The 22,117-nt window shown below is 41.2% G+C and carries 23 protein-coding genes; all 23 read left to right on the top strand.

Translation table 11 applies throughout. From position 1 onward, the window contains the following. Positions 1 to 3: 3 nt before the first annotated feature. The 23 genes from ACSQ8O_RS07375 to ACSQ8O_RS07485 all read left to right on the top strand — a co-directional run bounded on the left by ACSQ8O_RS07375 (position 4) and on the right by ACSQ8O_RS07485 (position 22,116). Positions 4 to 1,716 (top strand): hypothetical protein, encoded by a 1,713-nt coding sequence (locus tag ACSQ8O_RS07375; protein WP_436241040.1) that lies wholly within the window; start codon positions 4 to 6, stop codon positions 1,714 to 1,716. A gap of 12 nt (positions 1,717 to 1,728) precedes the next feature. Next, positions 1,729 to 1,923, top strand: a complete 195-nt coding sequence (locus ACSQ8O_RS07380; RefSeq protein WP_436241041.1) for a hypothetical protein — start codon at positions 1,729 to 1,731, stop codon at positions 1,921 to 1,923. 77 nt (positions 1,924 to 2,000) lie between these two features. Next, on the top strand, positions 2,001 to 2,783 hold the full coding sequence (locus ACSQ8O_RS07385; RefSeq protein ID WP_436241042.1) for a hypothetical protein: 783 nt from the start codon (positions 2,001 to 2,003) through the stop codon (positions 2,781 to 2,783). Beyond that, complete coding sequence (locus tag ACSQ8O_RS07390) at positions 2,783 to 3,052, top strand: PqqD family protein (protein ID WP_436241043.1); 270 nt, start codon at positions 2,783 to 2,785, stop codon at positions 3,050 to 3,052. The genes ACSQ8O_RS07385 and ACSQ8O_RS07390 overlap by 1 nt, the downstream gene beginning before the upstream one ends. After that, positions 3,039 to 3,494 carry a hypothetical protein gene (locus tag ACSQ8O_RS07395; RefSeq protein ID WP_436241044.1) on the top strand — a complete coding sequence of 152 codons (456 nt, stop codon included), beginning with the start codon at positions 3,039 to 3,041 and terminating at the stop codon, positions 3,492 to 3,494. Before ACSQ8O_RS07390 ends, ACSQ8O_RS07395 begins: the two co-directional genes overlap by 14 nt. A gap of 24 nt (positions 3,495 to 3,518) precedes the next feature. Beyond that, positions 3,519 to 5,342, top strand: a complete 1,824-nt coding sequence (locus ACSQ8O_RS07400) for an ABC transporter ATP-binding protein (protein ID WP_436241045.1) — start codon at positions 3,519 to 3,521, stop codon at positions 5,340 to 5,342. Then, positions 5,311 to 6,297 carry a nucleotidyltransferase family protein gene (locus tag ACSQ8O_RS07405; RefSeq protein ID WP_436241046.1) on the top strand — a complete coding sequence of 329 codons (987 nt, stop codon included), beginning with the start codon at positions 5,311 to 5,313 and terminating at the stop codon, positions 6,295 to 6,297. The genes ACSQ8O_RS07400 and ACSQ8O_RS07405 overlap by 32 nt, the downstream gene beginning before the upstream one ends. 149 nt (positions 6,298 to 6,446) lie before the next feature. Further along, a complete protein-coding gene (locus tag ACSQ8O_RS07410; RefSeq protein WP_436241047.1) occupies positions 6,447 to 8,387 on the top strand; it encodes an asparagine synthase-related protein in 1,941 nt (646 codons plus the stop codon). Between the two features lie 12 nt (positions 8,388 to 8,399). Beyond that, entirely contained in the window at positions 8,400 to 8,528 is a 129-nt protein-coding gene (locus ACSQ8O_RS07415) for a paeninodin family lasso peptide (protein WP_056608904.1), read from the top strand. Positions 8,529 to 8,617: 89 nt separating this feature from the next. Next, entirely contained in the window at positions 8,618 to 9,535 is a 918-nt protein-coding gene (locus tag ACSQ8O_RS07420; RefSeq protein ID WP_436241048.1) for an aldolase, read from the top strand. A gap of 13 nt (positions 9,536 to 9,548) precedes the next feature. Beyond that, positions 9,549 to 9,845 (top strand): lasso peptide biosynthesis PqqD family chaperone, encoded by a 297-nt coding sequence (locus ACSQ8O_RS07425; protein ID WP_056608908.1) that lies wholly within the window; start codon positions 9,549 to 9,551, stop codon positions 9,843 to 9,845. 10 nt (positions 9,846 to 9,855) lie between these two features. Beyond that, a complete protein-coding gene (locus ACSQ8O_RS07430) occupies positions 9,856 to 10,329 on the top strand; it encodes a lasso peptide biosynthesis B2 protein (RefSeq protein WP_436241968.1) in 474 nt (157 codons plus the stop codon). 4 nt (positions 10,330 to 10,333) lie between these two features. Next, complete coding sequence (locus ACSQ8O_RS07435; protein WP_157256763.1) at positions 10,334 to 10,459, top strand: paeninodin family lasso peptide; 126 nt, start codon at positions 10,334 to 10,336, stop codon at positions 10,457 to 10,459. 106 nt (positions 10,460 to 10,565) lie between these two features. Next, a complete protein-coding gene (locus ACSQ8O_RS07440) occupies positions 10,566 to 12,374 on the top strand; it encodes an ABC transporter ATP-binding protein (RefSeq protein WP_436241049.1) in 1,809 nt (602 codons plus the stop codon). A 56-nt stretch (positions 12,375 to 12,430) separates the two neighbouring features. Then, positions 12,431 to 13,624 (top strand): nucleotidyltransferase domain-containing protein, encoded by a 1,194-nt coding sequence (locus ACSQ8O_RS07445; RefSeq protein WP_436241969.1) that lies wholly within the window; start codon positions 12,431 to 12,433, stop codon positions 13,622 to 13,624. Between the two features lie 145 nt (positions 13,625 to 13,769). Continuing rightward, positions 13,770 to 14,492 (top strand): glycosyltransferase family 32 protein, encoded by a 723-nt coding sequence (locus ACSQ8O_RS07450; RefSeq protein ID WP_436241050.1) that lies wholly within the window; start codon positions 13,770 to 13,772, stop codon positions 14,490 to 14,492. Beyond that, positions 14,489 to 15,094: an acyltransferase gene (locus tag ACSQ8O_RS07455; RefSeq protein ID WP_436241051.1), complete on the top strand. Its 606-nt coding sequence runs from the start codon at positions 14,489 to 14,491 to the stop codon at positions 15,092 to 15,094. Before ACSQ8O_RS07450 ends, ACSQ8O_RS07455 begins: the two co-directional genes overlap by 4 nt. Continuing rightward, on the top strand, positions 15,084 to 16,280 hold the full coding sequence (locus ACSQ8O_RS07460; protein WP_436241052.1) for a glycosyltransferase: 1,197 nt from the start codon (positions 15,084 to 15,086) through the stop codon (positions 16,278 to 16,280). The genes ACSQ8O_RS07455 and ACSQ8O_RS07460 overlap by 11 nt, the downstream gene beginning before the upstream one ends. Positions 16,281 to 16,282: 2 nt before the next feature. Beyond that, positions 16,283 to 17,317 carry a glycosyltransferase family 2 protein gene (locus ACSQ8O_RS07465; protein ID WP_436241053.1) on the top strand — a complete coding sequence of 345 codons (1,035 nt, stop codon included), beginning with the start codon at positions 16,283 to 16,285 and terminating at the stop codon, positions 17,315 to 17,317. Between the two features lie 16 nt (positions 17,318 to 17,333). After that, complete coding sequence (locus ACSQ8O_RS07470; protein ID WP_056608919.1) at positions 17,334 to 18,494, top strand: polysaccharide pyruvyl transferase family protein; 1,161 nt, start codon at positions 17,334 to 17,336, stop codon at positions 18,492 to 18,494. Positions 18,495 to 18,517: 23 nt separating this feature from the next. Continuing rightward, on the top strand, positions 18,518 to 19,708 hold the full coding sequence (locus tag ACSQ8O_RS07475; protein WP_436241054.1) for a glycosyltransferase: 1,191 nt from the start codon (positions 18,518 to 18,520) through the stop codon (positions 19,706 to 19,708). 15 nt (positions 19,709 to 19,723) lie between these two features. Next, entirely contained in the window at positions 19,724 to 20,905 is a 1,182-nt protein-coding gene (locus tag ACSQ8O_RS07480; RefSeq protein WP_436241055.1) for a glycosyltransferase, read from the top strand. Positions 20,906 to 20,925: 20 nt separating this feature from the next. Next, positions 20,926 to 22,116: a glycoside hydrolase family 88 protein gene (locus ACSQ8O_RS07485; protein WP_436241056.1), complete on the top strand. Its 1,191-nt coding sequence runs from the start codon at positions 20,926 to 20,928 to the stop codon at positions 22,114 to 22,116. The last annotated feature ends 1 nt before the right edge of the window (position 22,117 follow it).

Consider the following 22,117-nt stretch of genomic DNA (forward strand, 5'->3'; position numbering starts at 1 on the left):
GACTTGAAAATAAATTGGAAAAAAACGACGATTATGTTCATCTTAGCGGCCTCCTTAGTCATTCCATCTGCCTCCTTTCATGTAGCAGCGGATGCGAAATACACACAAACCTCAACAGAATTGAGCTATCAACTTACAGATGCTATTAACGTGGAAGTGAAAAGTATTCTGAATGAACCAAGCCCAAATGGCGCTAGAATAGGTGCTGTTGTTCGCCTTTATAATGCTGGAGATCGCTTAATCGGTGTTCCAGAATATGAAGTTCGTGCGAAGACACAAGAGGGTTTGGAATATATTATGCGTCCGAGTCAAGCAAATCCTAGAAATGTACAACCGAAAGAGACGGTTGAACTAAGCTATATGAATGTTGTAGATCGATACGATGACTTCGCTTTAACTGAACTGTCTTGGTTGGATGTTGATGAATTCGTCTATCCCAAGCATGAAACAAGGATCATCTCGGTTCCGATTTCTGACATGGAGTGGAAAGGGGAAAAGGCTGCTATCTCTGATCCAGCGTTGATAAAGCAATGGGATAATACGTTTAAAATCCCTGTGTTATCAAGCAGTGTCGAATACAAGCCTGTGAGCTTGAATGAACAGATTACACCAGATGGCCCCGTTACAGTTGTTGGTTTTCTAGCTACCAATGTGGGTGACAAGGCAACTACGATAGCTGATTTTCGAGTCAACGGGAAAACATTGAATAAGACCGTTAACGGAAAACGTATAGATATAGACACGATCACATTGGATCCAGGTGAGAAGAATTATGTGTACTATGCGATTCCTGTAAAAAACAAAGCAGATTTAAGGAGTTTAGTCATATTAACGCCTGAAGATTTTGTAGGTGAGGATAAATCACATATCTCTTATCTAATCGGAAGATTGATGATCAATCTTTCTGGAGCTACCAGCACACAGCGTTTTATGAATCAACTGTCCATGTATGAGTTGAACAAGCCTATCAAGTTTGATCCATTAAGTGGTCTCATTCGCCCAGAGGTGGAAGTATCCATGATTGACTTGCAAATGAATGAGAGTACGGGTGGCGGGTTTAAAGCAGTTGTTGCTAAGTTTAAATTGCTTAATAAGAGTGAGGGACCTGTTCAAGTTCCGAAATTTCAAACCAGTTTGACAAGTAGTAGTGGAAATAAGTACTTGGGTAATAGGCAAGATACGAAAGTCGAAACTCTGATTCCTAATATCAGCTATGTTATCTACTACTCCTATATTGTTCCGAATACAGAAACCGGTGCTCGATTAGCAATGGAAATTCTGGATACGAAAAGAGTGGAGCCCTATAATTTCCCTGTGGCTGCTTTTCAAACCAAAGTGGCGGACGATTCCTCTGATAAGGCGTTCTATCCTTTTAAGACGACATTAAATAGTTGGTCGTTAACGGCCTATTATAATATGGGCCCAGGAAACTCGTATTCCTATAAGTTAAATGTTGATTTTGACATTAAACTCCAAGATGAGGTTGTAGCGGATCAAGGATCGTCTAAATTGAGACTGGAGCTTGTGGATTCATCGAATAAGATTATGACCTCCAAGGTGCTTTCATTCACAGGTGAGAATAAGATTGTTAGCGGCCCGCAGACACTGAACTTTGATTATGATAGACAAGAAACCACGGTAAAGTTGAACATGTATGAAATTATTGATACACCATTTGGTGAGGTAAGAAGACTCATTCAATCATGGAACCGATAGGAGAGATGAACGATGGAAAATGAAACAGCAATGAAACCAAGAAGATATTCGCGTCCCCGCGTTTTAAGCCAACAGCCAGTTCGCTTTGAAACAGCTCAAAGCTGGAATAAAGGCCAAGGCAATACCAATCACAATGGGAATGGAAATGGTGGCATTCATTATCCTAACCCACCATATAGTGGACCTCATCATAATGGGAATCATTAATTAGAAGTTGATGGAGGTCAATATTCTGTATACTTGACCTCCATGATTGCTTTATATAGAAGTCCGAGGTGATGAACATGGAACTCATTTACACGAGAATTGGTGAGCATACGATTGAAGTGCAATGTCAATCAACTATGATTCTAAATTGGATGTGCAACAATTTCTTGATCACCCAACCTCCTAAGGTTACGCCTCATATCAGGCTTCAATTAAGTGATGGCTATGGGGAAGCATTTGTTGACTATGAGGTAAAGATATCAACAGAAGCAAATAAGATTTGCTATCGTAGGGCGGACTACTTCATTGAAGCCGAACATGATTATCGTAGTGCTACAATTGCTGTTTATAACGAACTGGCGTTGAAGCATGCATGGATGAACTTATATAGCTCTTATTTGGTGCATGTTGGATGGGGGTTATTAATCCATTCTTCCTGTGTGGTCGATCATGATAAAGCTTATTTGTTCGCCGGGTACTCTGGCGCTGGTAAATCAACTGCTGCCAAGCTGTCATATCCTCGCGAGCTTCTATCCGATGAAGCTACAATTGTCAAAATAACTTCCAGTCATGTGACTGTGTTTGATTCTCCGTTTCGAAGTGAACTTTCCCGAACTGGATCCAAAGAAATCAGTCCGCTTGCCGGTATTTACTTATTGAAGCAGGCACGTACGAATCATGTTGCTTCTCTTAGTCAATCAGATGCTTTTCTACATCTCATGGACAAAGTTTTTTATTGGACGCATAGCCCAGATGAAACAATTCGTATCCTCCAAATGTTACGACAAATGGTTCGTTCTATTTCGATCAGTGAGTTACAGTTTCAAAAAAATAATACATTTTGGGAGCTGATTTCGTAATGTCCCAGTACCTCCGGATGAATGACTATGAGTCCATTGAATTGGATGTGGAATGGATAATTTTGAACACAGATGAATACACCTTAACGAAACTAAATGGCGTGGGCGGATTTTGCTGGTCATTGCTAGGGGTAGCACAAACGGTGAGTTCGATCAGTGAAGCTGTGCGAAAGGAGTATGAATTGGTGGATGAACCAGTTGAAGCTGACATTGAAGCCTTTTTGCAGGATATGATCAGACGAGGTCTGGTACAACATGCAATTTCCTAAGGAATATAGGCAGCTAATTGTACAAACTATGGATAAAAACGGTTGGATTGAGCTTCCGGCTCAAGGTACAAGTATGTATCCTTTTATTCAAATGGGGGATATATGCAGGTTTGTACCCGCCCAAGCTGATCATATCAAGAAAGGCGATGTCATACTATTTTTTACGCGATATGGAAGTTTAGTTGCTCATCGCTTGTTACGGAAGGCATGGCTAGAACAGGGGATCATCCTGCATTGTAAGGGAGATACGAATTTGGCATGTGATGAAGGCATTGATCAGGAGCTGTTGATAGGTAGAATGGACTGGATACAGCGGAATGAACGAATTATTCATGTAGATGGTTGGGCAGCTCAAGCCTGGGGATACATCGTGTTAGGAGTTCCTCCAATATCATTAGTTCTAAATCACTACTTAGCACGCAGGAAGCGTATACAAGGATAGATTCTGCAATGGAGCGTCGATGATATGACCGAAATAGTTAGAAGCTTCTTATCTACGATTAGAGAGTATTTGACGTTTAGAGATATTCGGAGAACACTCACCTTGTTAACTCCCTATATGCTGAAATACTGGCAGGTATATGTTGTTCTTATTATTTTATTATTCGCTGATATCTTGCTAACCTTGGCTTTTTCATGGTTCTTTGGGAGTTTAACGGATGCTGCTATTCAAAGTGAATTTAAACGTATGCAGCTATTAATTCCTATTGGCATCATCTTGCTAATTGTAAGTTTAATTTCGACGTATCTGAATACGGTTTATGAAACAAAGGCGACGATCGGTGTGAAGAGGGATTTTTCATTGCAGCTCTATAAGCACATTTTGCTAGTACCACACAGTGATATTTCTAAACATCACTCGGGTGAATTAATGTCGCACTTTACGAATGATATTCATAGTATTGACGGTGTGATAGGCAGAAGCTTAATGAATCTCATTAAACTCCCATTGATCTATACAGCTGTCTTTGTCTATCTGCTGCAGATTCATTGGAAATTAGCACTTCTCTGTGTCGCGTTAGCTCCTTTAGCGCTTGGATTTGGTATTGTTTTCGGTGTTATACTTCGCAATAACGGTAGAATGGTGTATCAACTTATGGGGCAGATGAGTACACATCTGAATGAGACTTTCCAAGGGTTATCGACTATTCATTCTTTTATCATGGAGAGAATCATGCTTGGACGCTATACTCGTAAAAATCAAGAGATCTACTCGTTGGAAATGCGCAACGCTAAATTACGTGGATGGTTTTACGTAGGTGGTCAAGCTGCTTCGACGATAACATTTCTATTGAGTTTGAGTATGGGTTCCTATTATGTTTCAATCGGCGTATTAACGGTAGGGTCCTTGCTGACTTTTGTAAATTTGGTTAATCATTTGGTGTATCCGCTGACAGAGCTGGCAGGTCAATGGGCAGGCTTCCAACGGTCTGCAGCCGCGGTAGAAAGAATTCACAATATCTTGACACTCCCGCTGGAAGCTAAGGAGCTACCGATCGCCAATGTGCCTAAACGGCTACATACATCCATTCGATTTCAAGACATTACGTTCAGTTACGACGGGGGTCCCCCTATATTTGAACATTTGAATTTGCAGATTCCGGCCGGTAAGGTCGTTGCGATAGTCGGTTTAAGTGGAGCAGGTAAAACAACGTTATTTCATTTGCTTCAAGCCATATATAAACCACAAAAAGGTGAAATTTATATCGATGGCCGATCTAGTAAAGAGCTGCTTCCCTCCGAGCTACGGAGTTTGTTTGCTCATGTCTCCCAAGATACTTTTTTATTTGATCGAACCATTAGAGAAAATCTATTGCTTGCTCGAGAAGGTATTACGGAAACAGAAATGAGACAAGCGGCAACAATAGCCAACATTCATTCCTATATTGAGAGTCTTCCGAATGGGTACGATACTGAAATTGGGGAAAGAGGCGTTCGATTATCTGGTGGACAGAAGCAACGACTGGCTATTGCCCGAGCTGTGCTAAAGAATGCGCCTATCCTCTTGTTAGATGAAGCAACTTCATCTTTAGATAATGAAACGGAGCAACAGGTCCAAGGAGCTTTACACAAGTTGATGGTAGGGCGCACGACAATCGTCATAGCGCATAGACTGTCAACGATCCAACATGCAGATGTCATCTATGTTTTAGATAAAGGGAGCATTGTCCAGATTGGACAGCATCATGATCTCATGCAGGTAAATGGCAAATATCAAAGTTTAACTAGGCAAGCATTTCAGAAAAGGGGGGACCGCGTTGATTATCTCTTTGATACAAGCGTTATATGATCGACGTGTGGCGATACCCCAGGATCGCTCCTATTATGAACAAGTTCTTGCCGATATTGAGTTTTTTGATATATCACCACAAATGTATTGGCTATTGAAGCAAGCGGGGCAGTTAGAGAAAATGCCTGATTTTTTTCGAAGTAAAATTGAAGAAAAGTATCGTGATGCGCTATATCAAAATATGTTTATTCGTAATCAAATGAATATTGTGTTGGAACATTTCGATGCAGCTGAAATTGCTGCTATTCCGCTTAAAGGTACAAGGTTTGCCGAAAAATACTTCGGGCATTTGGGAGCACGTGCAACTTCCGATATTGATCTTTTAGTTCAGCCATCTGACCTCCAACGGGCAATTGCGTGTGTGAAAGCACTTGGATATTCCTTTGAGCAAGAGCGAATCCCATCTCATTTTCATTGGAGCTTTAGCAAAGAAATACCAGGATCGCCTATTCCACTGACCATAGAGATCCATTGGGATTTGTTAAAAGAGAATACCTCCAATTTAAGTATGGAGCAATTTTGGAAGCAGGCTACTCCTATGGGGACGTATCGGTATATAAAGGAATTATCCGACTACCATACGTTCTATATGATTTGTTTGCATGGCTGGAGGCATAATTTAAGCTCGTTGAAATACTTTATTGATATTATTCAGTTGATACATGTTGTGCAAGATAGCTGCCGTTATGAGACCTTATTTAAGGATGCGCATGTTCATAAAACATTAAAAAGAATCACAAGGACACTTGCGATTGTTTATCATCAGTTTCCTCATTTGAAAGAAATCAAGGAGCTCTCTCTGCCAAATCGAACCAAGCTTTGGTGGGATTATAGTACGATCAGGAACCTTCATCAACGCACGATTCGTCAGTATATCAATTGGGTTTATTACCAGTTGTTTGACTATGACAATGGCAAACAAAGTATTCAAGTACTACTAAACTGGAAGAAATAGAAAAGTTTAGAGAAATGGTTGACAGGTAGAAAATAAGATGATATTCTAAAAATGTTCTTTATAAAGAACAAACAAACGAAAATGTTTCTTTAAGAGAACGATAGTTAGGATTAAAAGAAATTTAATAGAATGAATGCTGGAGGCACTAAATGAGCGCTATTACTGGTATTTTCCAAATGAATAATCAACCTGTTTCTTTAGCGCATGGGGCCCTCCTAATGAAGGTGCTAGAAAAATTCCCAGCGGATGACAGTCAAGTTTGGAGTAATGATTGCGTACTCTTTGGATGCCACGCGCAGTGGATTACACCTGAATCGGTTGGCGAGCGGGTTCCCTACTACGATCACGAAAGGCAGCTGGCGATAACGGCAGATGCCATAATTGATAATCGTGATGAGTTATTCGATCACTTGCAGGTCGAGCAGTCACGAAGGGCTGAGATACCTGATAGTACACTCATTCTTCTTGCCTATCGCAAATGGGGGGAAGATGTTCCAAAGTACTTAATTGGCGATTTTGCCTTTATGATATGGGATGTCCAAAAGCATCAGTTATTTGGCGCAAGAGACTTTACCGGAAGCAGAACCTTGTATTACTACCAGAATCCCGTGAACTTTGTATTCTCTACCATTATAGAACCGCTGCATGCGTTACCTTATATTGAAAAAAAGTTAAATGAAGAGTGGCTTGCTGAATTTCTAGCCATTACCAGTGTTATTGATACGGTTGATGTGGAATCAACGGTGTACAAGAATATCCAGCAAGTACCTCCTTCGCACAGTATTTCAGTTAAGGATGGTAAAGTAACACTTACCAAGTACTTCACGTTCTCTGCTGGAAAACAACTGAAGTTAAAATCGAATGAAGAATACGAAGAAGCATTTCGCGATGTTTTCCAAAAGGCAGTGACAGCCAGGCTGCGAACGCATCGCAACGTTGGTTCCCAATTGAGCGGAGGCTTGGATTCGGGATCCGTAGTAAGCTTTGCGGCAAGAGCGCTGCAAAAGCAGAAAAAACAATTATATACGTACAGTTCAATTCCCGAGGAGAATTTCTCTGATTGGACCAAGAGAAACACTATCGCTGATGAAAGACCGCTTATTAAATCCACCGTTGCCTATGTAGGTAATATCCATGACCAATATTTCGATTTTGCTGGGAAAAGTGCTTTGTCGGAAGTAGATGAATGGCTCGATATTATGGAAATGCCTTACAAATTTTTTGAGAATTCCGTCTGGATTAAAGGGATATATGAAAAGGCTCACCAGCAAGATATCGGGGTTCTCTTAAATGGAGGAAGGGGAAATTTCACAATCTCTTGGGGACCTGCTATGCAGTACTATGCCTCACTCATGAGGAAATTGAGCTTGGTCCATCTGTATGATGAGGTATGCAAATTCAGTGTGAGAATGGAATCTGGTAGAGCCCATATTCTCAAGTTAGCTGCTCAAAAGGCATTTCCAGGGATCCATCAATTGTTCTCAAAAGGAACCCAACAGGAGCCTCCTCCACAGCTATTAAATCCAGAATTAGCAAGGAAGACAAATATTATTCAAAAGTTGGAAGCGAAAGGCATGTTAGCTGGTGTTCAGCTTACTAAAAATTTGGATAAAGAAAGAATCATGCATTTTCAACAGTTAAATTTATGGAGCACAAGCAATACAAGCACATCCAAGCTATCGCTTCGATATAAGTTGCAGGGACGAGACCCAACGAATGATTTAAGGGTCATCAGATTCTGCCTATCCTTACCGATGGAACAGTATATACAGAAGGGTCAGGATCGAGCGCTAATCCGAAGATCGATGCATAATCTTTTGCCAGACGATATTCGGTTAAATCAACGTCTTAGAGGGATCCAGGGAACAGATGTGATTCATCGTATGACGCCTTCCTGGTCATCTTTTATTGAAGAGGTCCAGCAATTAAGCAAGGATCCAATGGCTTCTCAGCTGCTGAATGTACCTGTGCTACAGTCAGCAATTTCAAATATTCGCAATGCCCCTCAAGCGAATGCTGCATTTAGTCCTGATTTTAGGATACTCATGAGAAGTCTTATTGTTTATAGGTTTCTCAAGAAACTTTCATAAGGAGGTGATATTATGCAAAAACAGTGGAATAAACCTGAATTACAAACACTTGATCTAAGTATGACATTGGCTGGTCCAACCTCTGATTATATCGATGCTACTTACTCTGATCAAAATGAAACTGTTCATCTTCATAGCTAATTTAGGAAAAGTCGTAGGCAACCAACCCTTATATGCAGTTCGTATAAGGGTTGCTTTAAAAATTTTGAAGCATATCTGGAGTGAATGAGATGATAAAAACGCAAGAGAGAGTGATTTTTCAAGCATTTGGCTTAAGCATTCGCAGCGACCTTCATCTGCCCGAACTAAGCCTAATAAGTGATATACAAGGAGATGCTGATGTAGAGGTTGTGATAGCTGACTTATCCAAACTGTGGTCAGAACTAGTACCTGATAATCAAAGTATCCTCTTTCATGAAGATAAGGTCATATTTCGGGTATACGATACAGCCATTTTCTTAATTCAGGATGGGAATAGGATTACAATCTCACCGGTTAATCATGCTGAGGAATCCAAAATTCGCCTTTATCTACTTGGGACTTGTATGGGTGCGATATTGATGCAGAGGCGCATATTGCCTTTACATGGCAGTGCAATCGCAATTGATGGTAAGGCCTACGCGATTGTTGGGCATTCAGGTGCTGGGAAATCGACGCTCGCCTCAGCGTTTATCAATCATGGTTACTCCCTGTTAAGTGATGATGTCATTCCAATCACGTTTGATTCTTCAGACAAGCCAATGGTGACACCAGCATATCCACAGCAGAAACTTTGGCAGGAAAGTTTAACTCATTTTGGGATGGAAGCAAGTCATTACGATCCAATATTCCAAAGAGAAACGAAATATACGATTCCGGTGCCTGCAAATTTTACAACGGAAACACTTCCATTAGCCGCAGTATTTGAGCTTGTGAAGTATGACGGTGAGCAGGTAAGTATTCAACAAATTCCGAAACTTACAGGCTTATCTAGGCTGTTCTATCATACTTATCGTCAATCTTTTCTAGCGCCGCTTGGCTTGATGGACTGGCACTTCACGACATCGGCCCGCATGGTAGAACACATGGATATTTATCAGTTAAATCGCCCGACTAATGGCTTTACCGCTCATCAACTTGTCTCATTAATTTTAGATACAATCCATTAGGAGGCGTACACACATGATTAAACAAGCTACGATGACAATCAGTGATATTGTTGAGCAAGGTAAAGGGAACATTGTTAGTAATATGGGCGAAGATAAGGTCATGCTCAATGTGCAGCATAATAAATATTATAATTTAGGCGAAGTAGGCGGCAGGATCTGGGAGCTTATTGCATCACCAGTTGTCGTTGCAGATGTTATTCTTACTTTAATCTCGGAGTATCAGGTAGATAAAGAGCAATGTGAAGAACACGTTATTGGCTTTTTGGAACATTTACTGAAAGAAGAGCTTATTCATGTTCGTGAAAAATAAGATAGTCCCCATGCGATTCGTTCGCATCTTCAAACTCATTTGTTCCTTGGATATGAAAACAATGCTTTTATTTATGGAAGCTTATATGTATCTGGGCTGGGCCCGTGTTCTTAAATCAATACGTTTCACAAAAGTGATTCAAATGTTTGACCTTCAGATGGGTGAGACGAGCACAGATCCACTCCATATGAATAGAAGGAAGGTTTCAAATGTTGCTGGAGCTATTCAAACCATGAGCCGCTATACCCCATGGGATAGCAAATGCCTGGTGAGAGCACTTGCGGCGATGAAAATGCTGGAAAGGCGTAAGATCGATAGTACACTTTATCTTGGAACTGCGAAGGACGAAACAGGGAGCATGGTCGCCCATGCTTGGCTGCGTAGCGGCCCCTATTATGTCTCCGGAGCAGAAGAAATGAAAAGGTTTACTGTTGTTGGTACTTTTGCTAAAAAGTCTAAACCAGAGGTGCATGGAGGGAGGTGATTCTATGCAAAAACAATGGCAAAAACCGGAGTTGGAAGCCCTTGATCTTAGTATGACGATGGCTGGAGAGCCAGACGAGCGTGTTGACCTATCTTTTTTCGGTATTCCTCTTGCACTTGGGCCTAGCTAGGATCTGAATACTACATAAAGATTTAAAGCCCTTATACGAGACTGTGTATAAGGGCTTTGCTACACATTCGCATAAGGGGAGATCAGGTTATTTAGGGGGATTTGTGGTGAAGCAACTCTTATATTTTGCAAGAAAACTACACGTATTTGCTGGAAAGATTTTATATATCAATGTGATAGGTATGGTTCTGGTTAGTTTGCTGGAAGGGGCAGGAGTTTTACTCTTAATCCCGTTGATCAGTCTAAGTGGTGTACTTAGCATAAGTTCAGGTTCCAGTACGTTACAGCATATTTTTGGCTTTCTGCAGGATTTGCCTGCGAAATGGAGTTTACTCCTGCTGTTAGGTGCTTACGCGGGGATGATCATCTCACAAACGCTCATTCAGCAAAATTTAAATCAACGAAACTTGCGTATTATTATGGGCTTCACCAACCAGATTCGTATGGAAACCTATCGCACTTTAATGCAGGCGAATTGGGCCTTTTTTGTTAGTAAGAGAAAATCAGATCTCATTAATTCCTTAACGGAAGAAATTTCACATCTTGTGAGAGGGACGAATCTCTTGCTTCAGCTACTAACATCTGTAATTTTCACAGCTATTCAACTGGGTATAGCTTTTTGGCTTTCACCAAAGATTACAGTATTCGTCTTAGCTGCTGGTTTTATTATAGCTTTGTTCTCAAGGCGTTTTATTAAGAAGTCAAGAGTGGTTGGTAATGAGACCATCGAAATTGCACAAAGCTATCTAGGTGGAATTACCGACCAATTTAACGGAATTAAAGATATTAAAAGCAATTCTTTAGAAGCATCCCGCTATGCTTGGTTGCGGACTTGGTGTGAACGCGTTGTGGCAGAACAACTCAAAATGAACAAATTAAAAAACACTTCACAAACCTTCTACAAAATTACATCCACCTTGTTGATTGCCTCTCTTATTTACGTTTCGATCCAATTATTTAAAGCACAGCCTAGTCAACTCTTATTAATAGTTTTGATTTTCTCGAGATTATGGCCGCGATTTACAGGGATTCAATCTAGTTTGGAGCAAATTGCTTCTTGCGTCCCAGCTTTCCAATCGATTCTTCGCTTGCAAGAGGATAGTAAGAATGCTAAGGAGTTTGAAGATGCGGAGAAGTCGGCAAAGTACATCGTACCCATGTCGGTTAATCAGGGCATAGAATGTAAGCAAATCTACTTCCGCTATAATAAGCAAGAATCTACCTATCAGCTTGAAAATATCCAAGTGCATATTCCGGCTAACCAAACAACAGCCATTGTGGGACGTTCTGGTGCAGGGAAAAGCACATTGATTGATATCGTCATGGGGCTCCTTCAGCCAGAGAAAGGTCAAATCTGTATCGACGGGGTACCACTCACCAGCGAAAACTTACTCTCCTTCCGGCAAGCCATTAGTTATGTTCCGCAGGATCCATTTCTGTTTAATGGCAGTATCAGAGAGAACTTATTGATGATTAAACCGCAAGCAACGGAAGAAGAAATCTGGGAGGCGTTAGAATTTTCAATTTCTGCAGAATTTGTGAAACGTCTACCGCAAGGATTGGATACGCTGATCGGAGACCGCGGTGTTAGACTTTCTGGTGGAGAGCGGCAACGTCTTGTTCTGGCGAGAGCCATCCTGCGTAAAACGTCCATCCTAGTTTTGGATGAAGCTTCCAGTGCGCTCGATACGGAGAATGAAGCGAAAATTCTAGCAGCGTTAGATCAATTAAAGGGTAAAATGACGATCATAGTCATCGCGCATCGCTTGTCGACAATCCGTAATGCCGATCAAGTCATTGTTGTCGATCAAGGAACTGTTGTTCAGAAAGGTAAGTTTAATCAACTGGCCAATGAAAAGAAGAGCTTGCTGAATCATTTGCTAGAGCAACAAGTTGTCGTTATGCCTCATGGTTAGCGTGAGGGGATCGCATGCGGGTATGAGAGGAATAGGGGGCTAAGGTGAGTCATATGGTGGATACCGATTTTCAATTAGAAGTGTCACAGTTTCCTAAAGAATTAAAGGTACTTCTCATGCTTCTAACTAGTAGACAAAATGAAGGGGGATGTACCGCCATCCCAGAAGATTGGCTTGAGGAGCTGGACTGGGATTTGTTCCTTCAGCTAACCTTGCATCATCGGGTGTATCCTGATCTGTACAGGAGACTCCAGGATAAAAAAGAAATCGGGGTTCCGGTCTTTGTCTTAGAAGCTTTGCGTAAGCAATATCAGATAAATGCCTTTCAAATGCTGCATTTAAGTGCAGAGATGGAGCAATTGAGCAAATCTTTTGCAGCTCAAATGATTCGCTCACTCGTGCTGAAGGGGCCCGTTCTTGCTGCGGACTTGTATGGTGATCTGTCCCTTCGAACCTCGCGCGATCTTGACATTATGGTACCTATGGACGATTTAGAGCGAGTAGAAGAACTACTCTGTAAGCTTAATTATGTGAAAATTGAATACCCACTAACCATACTTAATGATTGGAAGTGGCGGCATCATCACATCACATTTTACCATGCGGAGAAACGCACTACGGTAGAAGTACATTGGCGACTAGGTCCTGGCCCAGCGAAAGAGCCAAGCTTTAATGAACTATGGGAAAGGAAAAGGATAAGCACGATCACGAGCAGTCCTGTCCATTATCTAGGGAGAGAGGATTTATTTTCGTTTCTGGCCACCCACGGCGCACGACATGGCTGGTCACGACTTCGATGGTTAGTCGATATGGATCGTATGCTGAGGCAAGATATAGATACGGCCATCCTGTTCAAGCAACTCCAGACCAATGGTATCCTTCAAATAGGGGCTCAAGCACTAACGTTAGCAGCGCAGTTGTTGCAAACACCGCTAACCGAAGAACAGGGAGTGCTCACCAAAGGAAATCGCGGAAGGCGTTTAGCCCAAGGGGCTATCTTCTACATTCGCCAGATGATCAATCTCCATACCGATCCTGTACCCGAGGATGTGTCTAAATATCATAAACGCCATTTATTCGCGCTTATGTCGAATTGGAATAAAGTATTGTTCGTTCTGAGCTTTATGTATCCCTATCCAGAGGACGTAGAAACCTTACCGTTGCCTAAGTATGCGCAGTTCCTGTACTTCCCTTTGCGTCCCTTCCTATGGGCCTGGAGAAGAACGAAGAAGCAAACGGCGCCGACGTAAATAGGAAGAAAGTCTTATGTTGACATGTTCTCTATAAAGAACTATTATTAGAATTAAGAGCGAATAATTTCGAATTACTTCGCCTTTGTTGTTCTTTATAAAGAAAATTTGTGATTATTCTTTCTATAACTAAGGAGCTTGCGATATGGGCATTCCTAAAATTATTCATTATTGTTGGTTTGGCGGAAAGGAAAAACCGGAAATCGTGAAGCGATGTTTAGCGAGTTGGCAATTGCATCTTGCGGACTATCAGATCATAGAGTGGAATGAACGAAATTTTGACATTTACCGGCATCCATATACCAAAGAGGCGTATGCTGCTGGCAAATTCGCGTTCGTAAGTGATTATGCGCGCGTGCATGCTCTGTATCATATGGGGGGAATTTATCTGGATACAGATGTGGAAGTATTTCGACCCTTCGATGATTTGTTGCATCATGAATCCTTCTGGGGTTTTGAACAGGCGAACTTTATTGCTACAAGCACGATTGGCGCGATGAAGGGGAATAAGCTTATCCAGTTGTTCTTAGAATCTTATGAACAGAAAACATTTATTCGTGCCAATGGGGGTTTCGATTCTCTGACCAACGTAGCCGTGATCACGCGACTATTAACGGAGAGGGGATTAAAGCCTGATGGACTGTTTCAGGAGCTACCGAATCTAGGCACATTTTACCCTCAAACGTACTTCTCCCCCTACGATTATATTAACTGTCAAACATTCAAAACATCAATTACCTATGCTATGCATCACTTCTACAAAAGCTGGCTTCCTCCTAAGGAAAGACGAAAAGGCCAGTTGAAAATGTTGCTGGCTAGACTTATCGGCGGACATAATATTGCCAGGATAAGAGGGTACCTCAAATGAGTCTATTGAAAAAAGTAGTGAACACGCTTATAGCAGAGTGTCGCGGCCGAGGGGTGTATCATACGTTTCTCATGTATGCTTCACATCTCATGGGTATCCTAAGAGCTGTTGTGAACACAGTTCTCTATTGGAATAATATGAAAGTTTCCATCTTCGTCTTGCAATCTAATAGTCGAATTGAGGCGTACAGTAAGCATGCTAAGATCCATATTGGCAAATTCGTCTTTATTCGAAAGCATACGAGCATACGAGTTGACCATCATGGTGAGCTTCACATAGGCGAAAAGGTGTTTATCAATGATAGCTGTCATATCAACTGCGCGAGTCGTATAACCATTGGCAGATTCTCTAAGATTGCTCCTCATGTGAGTATTAACGATCATGATCACAATTATAGGCATCTCGGTGGAGAGCATCTTTTGAAAGGCGAGGTTATTATTGGGGAAAATGTGTGGATTGGCTCGAATGTCGTGATTTTGAGAGATACATATATTGGTGATAACGCGGTAATTGCTGCAGGAAGTGTTGTGAAAGGGCGAGTACCCGCGAATACCGTTTTCTTAAATAAAAGAGAAAAGAGCTACATTCCCTATGCGAACTAAAATTTTTATTTCATTGTTTGATATGGAAATTGGTGGTGTTGAGCGCAGCTTAATCAATATGCTGGAAAGCTTTAATTATGAGAAATATGAGGTTGATGTCTTCATCTGTCACCATTCCGGTGATTTGTTAAAACTAATACCACCTGAGGTTCATGTACTGCCAGAAGTACCGGCCTATACAGTGTTTAGGAAATCCGTTAAACAATGCATGAAGGAAGGTCATTTCTCCGCATTGCTGATTAGGGCGCTGAGCAAAACAGTGGCTGGTCTAAAGGCGAGAAGGAGAAAGCTGAAGGAAGGACCAGGGTACATCCAAATGCAGTTAGATTTGAAATATACAACTTTCGTGTTACCCCCCATTCAGAAGCACTATGACCTAGCCATCAGCTATGCTTGGCCTCATGATATTGTAGCCACGAAAGTCATTGCTGCGAAAAAGTTAGCTTGGATCCACACAGATTATAGCGAGCTTGAAATTGATAATCACATCGACCTTGCTGTATGGAATAAGTTTGATGCGATCGCCTCCATCTCAGATGCCTGTACAGCTGCATTCCTCAAAACTTATCCTACATTATATGACAAGGTTACCTTGATCGAGAATATTACTTCTCCTGACTTCATCAAGAAAATGGCCGATGCTTCATTGCCAGCATTTGAAGCTGACCAAGCGGCGTTCACCCTCGTATCTGTAGGAAGATTATCCTACGTAAAGGGATTCGACATGGCGATTCAAGCTTTACGCCAATTACATGATAAAGGCCTCACGAATATTCGCTGGTTTGTAGTCGGATATGGTGGATATGAGGCAGAGCTGCGGAAGCTGATATCCGAGAATAGGCTGGAAGAAAGCTTTCTTCTACTAGGTAAGCAAACAAACCCTTATCCGTATATCAAAGCGTGTGATGTGTATGTGCAACCTTCACGCTATGAAGGAAAAGCGGTCACAGTGACGGAGGCCAAGATTCTCGGTAAACCGATATTAATAACAAGCTATGCGACAGCTAGCAGTCAAATAGAGGATGGTACGGAAGGATTAATGTGTGAGCTGAGCATAAAAGGAATCGCTGCTGGTATTGAGACGATGTATCGTAATTCGGAGCTCAGAGAGCGATTCGCGAATCACTTGCTTGAAAAAAATTTCAGTAATTCATATGAGCTGGAGAAGCTATACGGGGTGATTTAAGAATGGCCAACCATAAGATAAGTGTCATAATTCCTGTGTATAACGCGGAGAATTATATTATTTCTTGCTTAGAGTCTGTAATGAATCAGAGCTTCTCAGATATTGAGGTTATCTGTGTAAATGATGGTTCCAAGGATGGCAGTAAAGAGTTAATTGAAGCTTATATGAGATCAAATCCTCGAATAATGCTGATTAATCAAGCTAATCAAGGTGTAAGTATGGCTAGGAATATTGGGCTGCAAGCAGCATCTGGTGACTACATCGGATTCGTTGATGCGGATGATACGATAGATGCAACCATGTATGACACGTTATATCGTGCAGCTGTTGAAGGTGATTGTGATGCGGTGATCACTAACTTTGAGTGTGAGCTCGAAGGTTGTAAAGTGACAACGAAGTTTCCTTTTCCTCTAGGAATTGTACTCATGAGAGATTATATCGAGAGAGAAATTATGACCTATTTCTTGAAGTCAGATCAGCTGAATACGGTTTGGAATAAGCTATACAAGCGCAGTGCCATCATTGATTTCGGAGTAAAGTTTCCAAGGAATGTTGCATTAGGCGAAGATGGCATGTTTAATATGCAATTCTTTAAACATGCAGAACGGGTAACCTATCTCGACTATTCCGGTTATAACTATCGTGCAGTAATCGGAAGTGCAACTCGGAATATGAAGGAGAAAGATTACTTCCAGAGAGCACTTGATGTATATAGGTTAGATTTAACAGGTGTTTACACGAATGAGATCGACCCGCTAAAGCTAAAACAATTACGTTCATTTAAGCTTATCACGAATGTAATAGCTACGATAAATATGTATTTAAGAGCATCCAAGGACGTAGGTCTTGCTGAAAGGTTACGTTATGTGAATAGAATGATTAAAAATCCTGATGTGAGGGAAGCTTTGCCCTACTACTATCATGAGGCTTCCGGAACATTAAGCCGCTACGAGCGGTTTATTGCGGAGATGATTCGGAGGAAATCCATACTAGGCTTATATTGTGCTACAACGTATAGCAAGTTGAGAAATACATAATGGAGGAGCATGAATAATGAGAATAATGATGTTTGCACACAATGGCAGCTTGAATCGTGGTTGCGAGGCTATCGTCCGTTCCTCGACGAGTTTAATCAAGGAGAAAATCAACGGTGCTCAGGTGTACCTAGCTTCAGCAAAACCAGAGACGGATCAGCTTATTACGAAATTAGATGGGATTTATGATGGTTCTTCCCGAAGAATCAAGAAGTATTCCTTCACATGGCTGCGCTCCTCTCTCCATGTCAAGTTGTTCAACGATGAGTCCTACGCGCTGGGTAAAATGAATAATAACATCGTGAAACATATTCCTTCGATGGATATATGCCTATCCATCGGTGGAGATAACTATTGTTATGGCGAACAGCCAGGCTGGTATGAAATTAATCGAAGAGTGAAAGCACAAGGGAAAAAGCTAGTGCTTTGGGGCTGCTCCATAGGTGCAGAGGACATGTCAGAGCGAAAATTGGCAGATTTGAAGTTGTTTGATCTGATACTGGCAAGAGAAACATTAACGTATGAAATGTTAAAGAGCAAGGGGTTGAATAATGTTAAATTGTGCGCTGATCCGGCTTTTACTATGGAAAAAGAAGAATTAACCTTACCAGACGGTTGGCAGGCGGGGAACACAGTAGGGCTTAATTTTAGTCCATTGGTTTCAGACAAGAACCCACAATCACAACAAGCGGTACGAGACCTAATCCGCCACATTATTGAGACTACTGACATGACGATTGCACTGACTCCCCATGTTATTGAAGGGGGAAATAATGATTTCGAGATTTTACAGAAGTATTACGAGGAATTTAAACAAACAGGTCGAGTCATCCTATTGCCGAATTATCTTAACGCTACGCAATACAAGGGATATATCGCAAGAATGAGGTTCTTTATTGGAGCAAGAACCCATGCAACAATTGCGGCCTACTCCAATTATGTACCTACACTTGTTCTAGGTTACAGCATTAAATCAAAAGGGATTGCCAAAGATCTTTTTGGAGAAGAAAAGCTGGTTCTGAATCTTCAGGAACTATCAAACAGTACGAAGTTGATTAGCGGATTTAAAGAGATGGTTGCTGAAGAAGATGAAATTAAGCGGAAATTGCAGGTTGCCATCCCCCATATGAAGCAAATGTCTTATAAAGCGGTGGAGCACTTAGATGAATTATTCCAATAATGCTGGCCTATATGAGGGATACGATGAAGAAAAAGTTATTATTTGTTATACCCAGCTTATTGGCTGGAGGCGGGCAGAAAAGTCTAATCAATTTGCTTTCGCAAATCGATTACCAACGGTTTGAGGTAGATTTATTGTTATTTAGCCAAACGGGTGCCTTTATGAATGCAATACCCAAAGAAGTGCAGGTTGTGGCGCTTACTTATCATCACCCAGCTTTTGCTGAGCATCTTGCGAAATCAGTAACAACCTTGATAGCGCATCGCCAGTTCAAGCTTGCTTACGCCAGGATCATGTTTGCAGCACTTAACCGTTTTGTGAGAAATACGGCAAGCTCCGAACAATATTCTTGGGAATATCTGAAAAGATCATTCGGTACGCTGGATCGAGAATATGACGTTGCTATCGGTTACTTAGAGAAGTCATCCATTTATTACATCGTTGATCGTGTGAAGGCTGCTAAGAAAATTGGCTGGATTCATACGAATTATGCAGACTCTGGGATGATCGCAAGTATGGATGAGCCCTACTTTAAGCAGTTAGACAAGCTTGTCACGGTATCAGAAGAATGCGCAAGGTCACTGAAAGAAACTTTCACGAAGTTAACTGATAATATCACGGTGATTCAAAATATAGTTTCTCCACGGATTATCAAAAGCGAATCTAATCGTGAGCCATCTGCCTTACAAAAATTCGATGGTGAATTCACGAATATTATTACTATCGCTAGATTAAGCCATGAAAAAGGGATCGATATGGCCATAAATGCTTGTGCCTTGCTAGTAAAAAAGGGCTACAAGGTGAGATGGTACATTTTGGGCGATGGTGCGGAAAGAGAAGCGTTGGAGAAGCAGATTGTGGCGCTGCAGCTTCAAGATACTTTTATTCTGCTTGGTATCCAAGAGAATCCTTATCCCTTCATCAAAAATGCAGATATGTATGTTCAACCATCTAGATACGAAGGGAAATCGATTGCTATCGATGAGGCTAAGATTCTGAATAAGCCCATTGTAGTAACAAATTATGAATCTGCTAAGGATCAAATTACGGATGGTGTAAATGGCCTGCTTGTGGAGATGTCAGACGTTGGTATTAGCAAGGGCATTGAAGTGCTTATCAATCAATTCGAATTAAGGGAATCATTCATGCAGAGTCTTGCTGAAGAGCAAATGGGTACAGAGGAAGAAGTATATAAACTTTACGATATTATCTAGTAGGATGGTCTAATAATGAAGAAAAAAATACTGTTTATTATGAACAATTTAAACTGCGGTGGAGCTGAAAAGGCGCTCATTTCTTTATTAGAGACCATAGATTACTCGATGTATGATGTGGATGTTTATCTCCTCAGACATACGGGGTTATTCTTATCCAAACTCCCCCCAGAAGTGAATTTACTGCAAGAACCAGTTGAATATAAATACTTCGACATGTCGATGAGAAAGGCTGTCTTTCAATGCCTTAGAAAAGGCAATTTGAAGATTGCATTACTTCGACTACTGGCGGGCAGTATTTATGTAAGTGAGAAGAACAGAATCAGATGTGAGCAGCGTGTCTGGAAGTATTTAGCGAAGTCATTACCTAATCTCGAAACCCACTATGACATAGCTATTGGATATTTAGAGAAGAATCCTATTTACTTCTGCATCGATAAGGTGAAGGCTTCCAAGAAAATAGGCTTTATTCATAATGACTATGACAAGCTGGGAATGGATCCAAATCTCGACCAGGTCTATTTCAATCAGCTTAATCACCTCGTAACCGTATCGGAAGAATGTGGTCATATTCTAAGAGAACGATTTCCAACCCTAAGTCAAAACATCGAAGTTATGCATAACATCGTTTCTCCAGCTGCAATTCATAAGCTTTCTATGGAAACCGTCAACCTCAAAGAAAAAGACATTACTATTGTATCCGTAGGCAGGTTGAATTACCAAAAGGGCTTCGAGCTTGCTGTTGAATCATGTAAAGGTCTCATTCAAGCTGGCTACCCAATCAAATGGTATATCATTGGGGAAGGTGAGGAGAGAGCATCCTTAGAAAGGCTGATCGAAAAGCATGATCTGAAAGATAACTTTATCCTTCTGGGCATTAAAGAAAATCCGTATCCTTACATAAGAGAAGCTGATATTTACGTTCAACCCTCTAAATTTGAAGGGAAGTCCATCGCCATCGATGAAGCGAAGATTCTTCAGAAGCCGATTGTTGTTACGAACTTCAGTACCGCCAAGGATCAAATCAGAAACAAAATCAATGGACTCGTTGTTGCGATGACGCCTGCAGCTGTATGTGAGGGAATTAGAGAAATTATCGATAATGATGCACTAAGAAAACAATTAATTGTAAATTTAAGTGCAGAAATGCTTGGTACAGAAGCGGAAATTTATAAATTATACCAATTATTTGTGTGACTGGGGAAAGGGGAGATGAAATGATGTTGCAATGGATTAGTCTGATTATTGTGAGTGTTATTATTGTGATCGCGCTGATCGATCTTATTCCGATGGGCTTAGACTGGATAAATAGAATTCATATTGGGCGATATGAGGATAAGCAGAAATGGAATCAATCCATAACGATGATCGGTGTGAAATGGTTATCAAGAACGCCAAAAATTAAAGTGACCGATCAAACTCGGTTAGTAGCGATTGATATGCTGCAAGGTAATTATACGAAGCATGCGATTCAGCATTGGCAAGAAGCAGCGTTGCTGCTTGGCTTGGGTGAGTATGTGAAAAGTAATGACAATCCAGCAGAGATTAAGCAAAAAATAAGGGAATATGTTCATACGAAAATGGATGAGCAAGGCAATTGGGCTATGAAACCAGAATACGTCGATGCTGCTATACTAGCGTACGCGATTATGAAGCTGGACTTTCTTGAAGTAGAACGATATAGAAATGCATTAGACGAGACTTGGCATCTCATCCAAGATCATATTGGAAATGAAGGTTCTGTTGCATATCGCAAGTTCATGGGCAAATACCGATACGTGGATACGATAGGGTTTATCTGTCCCTTCCTCGTCGCCTATGGAATCCGCTATGGGAAAGAGGAATGTGTTGAACTCGCCGTAAGACAGATTCAACATTACGAGGAGCACGGTATGTTGGATGGGCATCATATTCCAAGCCATGCTTATCAGATTGATAGTAAATTACCACTTGGGCTATACGGTTGGGGAAGAGGTTTAGGTTGGTTTGCAATCGGATTGATCGATGCCTGGAATGAGCTGCCTCAGGACCATGCAAGCAGACCACTATTGGAAAAGAGCATCATCCAATTCGCCAAGTCTGCAATAGTATTTCAACAAAAGCAAGGAAATTGGAATTGGACTGTCACTCGTGAGGAAACCATACCAGACTCATCAACTACAGCAACACTAGGTTGGTTTATGTTGAATGCTTCACAAATTGATGAGATTTCGGACATTTGCAGGCAGAGTGCTAATCAGGCCATTCGCTATTTAATGAAGGCAACAAGAAGAAATGGAGCTGTTGATTTCTCACAAGGAGATACCAAGGATATTGGTGTGTATTCCATGTTGTTTAATGTGTTGCCTTTCACGCAAGGCTTTTGTATCCGATTGATGAATGTCAAAGTTGATTCCAAGGTTGTGTGAA

The sequence above is a fragment of the Paenibacillus sp. LjRoot56 genome, assembly GCF_964253335.1.
Lineage (GTDB): Bacteria > Bacillota > Bacilli > Paenibacillales > NBRC-103111 > Paenibacillus_E > Paenibacillus_E allorhizoplanae.

Bases quoted from the DNA above. Each gene is read 5' to 3' on its own strand.
- ACSQ8O_RS07380 (WP_436241041.1), top strand. From the start codon at position 1,729: ATGGAAAATGAAACAGCAATGAAACCAAGAAGATATTCGCGTCCCCGC.
- ACSQ8O_RS07385 (WP_436241042.1), top strand. From the start codon at position 2,001: ATGGAACTCATTTACACGAGAATTGGTGAGCATACGATTGAAGTGCAA.
- ACSQ8O_RS07390 (WP_436241043.1), top strand. From the start codon at position 2,783: ATGTCCCAGTACCTCCGGATGAATGACTATGAGTCCATTGAATTGGAT.
- ACSQ8O_RS07395 (WP_436241044.1), top strand. From the start codon at position 3,039: ATGCAATTTCCTAAGGAATATAGGCAGCTAATTGTACAAACTATGGAT.
- ACSQ8O_RS07400 (WP_436241045.1), top strand. From the start codon at position 3,519: ATGACCGAAATAGTTAGAAGCTTCTTATCTACGATTAGAGAGTATTTG.
- ACSQ8O_RS07410 (WP_436241047.1), top strand. From the start codon at position 6,447: ATGAGCGCTATTACTGGTATTTTCCAAATGAATAATCAACCTGTTTCT.
- ACSQ8O_RS07415 (WP_056608904.1), top strand. From the start codon at position 8,400: ATGCAAAAACAGTGGAATAAACCTGAATTACAAACACTTGATCTAAGT.
- ACSQ8O_RS07420 (WP_436241048.1), top strand. From the start codon at position 8,618: ATGATAAAAACGCAAGAGAGAGTGATTTTTCAAGCATTTGGCTTAAGC.
- ACSQ8O_RS07425 (WP_056608908.1), top strand. From the start codon at position 9,549: ATGATTAAACAAGCTACGATGACAATCAGTGATATTGTTGAGCAAGGT.
- ACSQ8O_RS07430 (WP_436241968.1), top strand. From the start codon at position 9,856: ATGCGATTCGTTCGCATCTTCAAACTCATTTGTTCCTTGGATATGAAA.
- ACSQ8O_RS07435 (WP_157256763.1), top strand. From the start codon at position 10,334: ATGCAAAAACAATGGCAAAAACCGGAGTTGGAAGCCCTTGATCTTAGT.
- ACSQ8O_RS07450 (WP_436241050.1), top strand. From the start codon at position 13,770: ATGGGCATTCCTAAAATTATTCATTATTGTTGGTTTGGCGGAAAGGAA.
- ACSQ8O_RS07455 (WP_436241051.1), top strand. From the start codon at position 14,489: ATGAGTCTATTGAAAAAAGTAGTGAACACGCTTATAGCAGAGTGTCGC.
- ACSQ8O_RS07460 (WP_436241052.1), top strand. From the start codon at position 15,084: ATGCGAACTAAAATTTTTATTTCATTGTTTGATATGGAAATTGGTGGT.
- ACSQ8O_RS07465 (WP_436241053.1), top strand. From the start codon at position 16,283: ATGGCCAACCATAAGATAAGTGTCATAATTCCTGTGTATAACGCGGAG.
- ACSQ8O_RS07470 (WP_056608919.1), top strand. From the start codon at position 17,334: ATGAGAATAATGATGTTTGCACACAATGGCAGCTTGAATCGTGGTTGC.
- ACSQ8O_RS07475 (WP_436241054.1), top strand. From the start codon at position 18,518: ATGAAGAAAAAGTTATTATTTGTTATACCCAGCTTATTGGCTGGAGGC.
- ACSQ8O_RS07480 (WP_436241055.1), top strand. From the start codon at position 19,724: ATGAAGAAAAAAATACTGTTTATTATGAACAATTTAAACTGCGGTGGA.
- ACSQ8O_RS07485 (WP_436241056.1), top strand. From the start codon at position 20,926: ATGATGTTGCAATGGATTAGTCTGATTATTGTGAGTGTTATTATTGTG.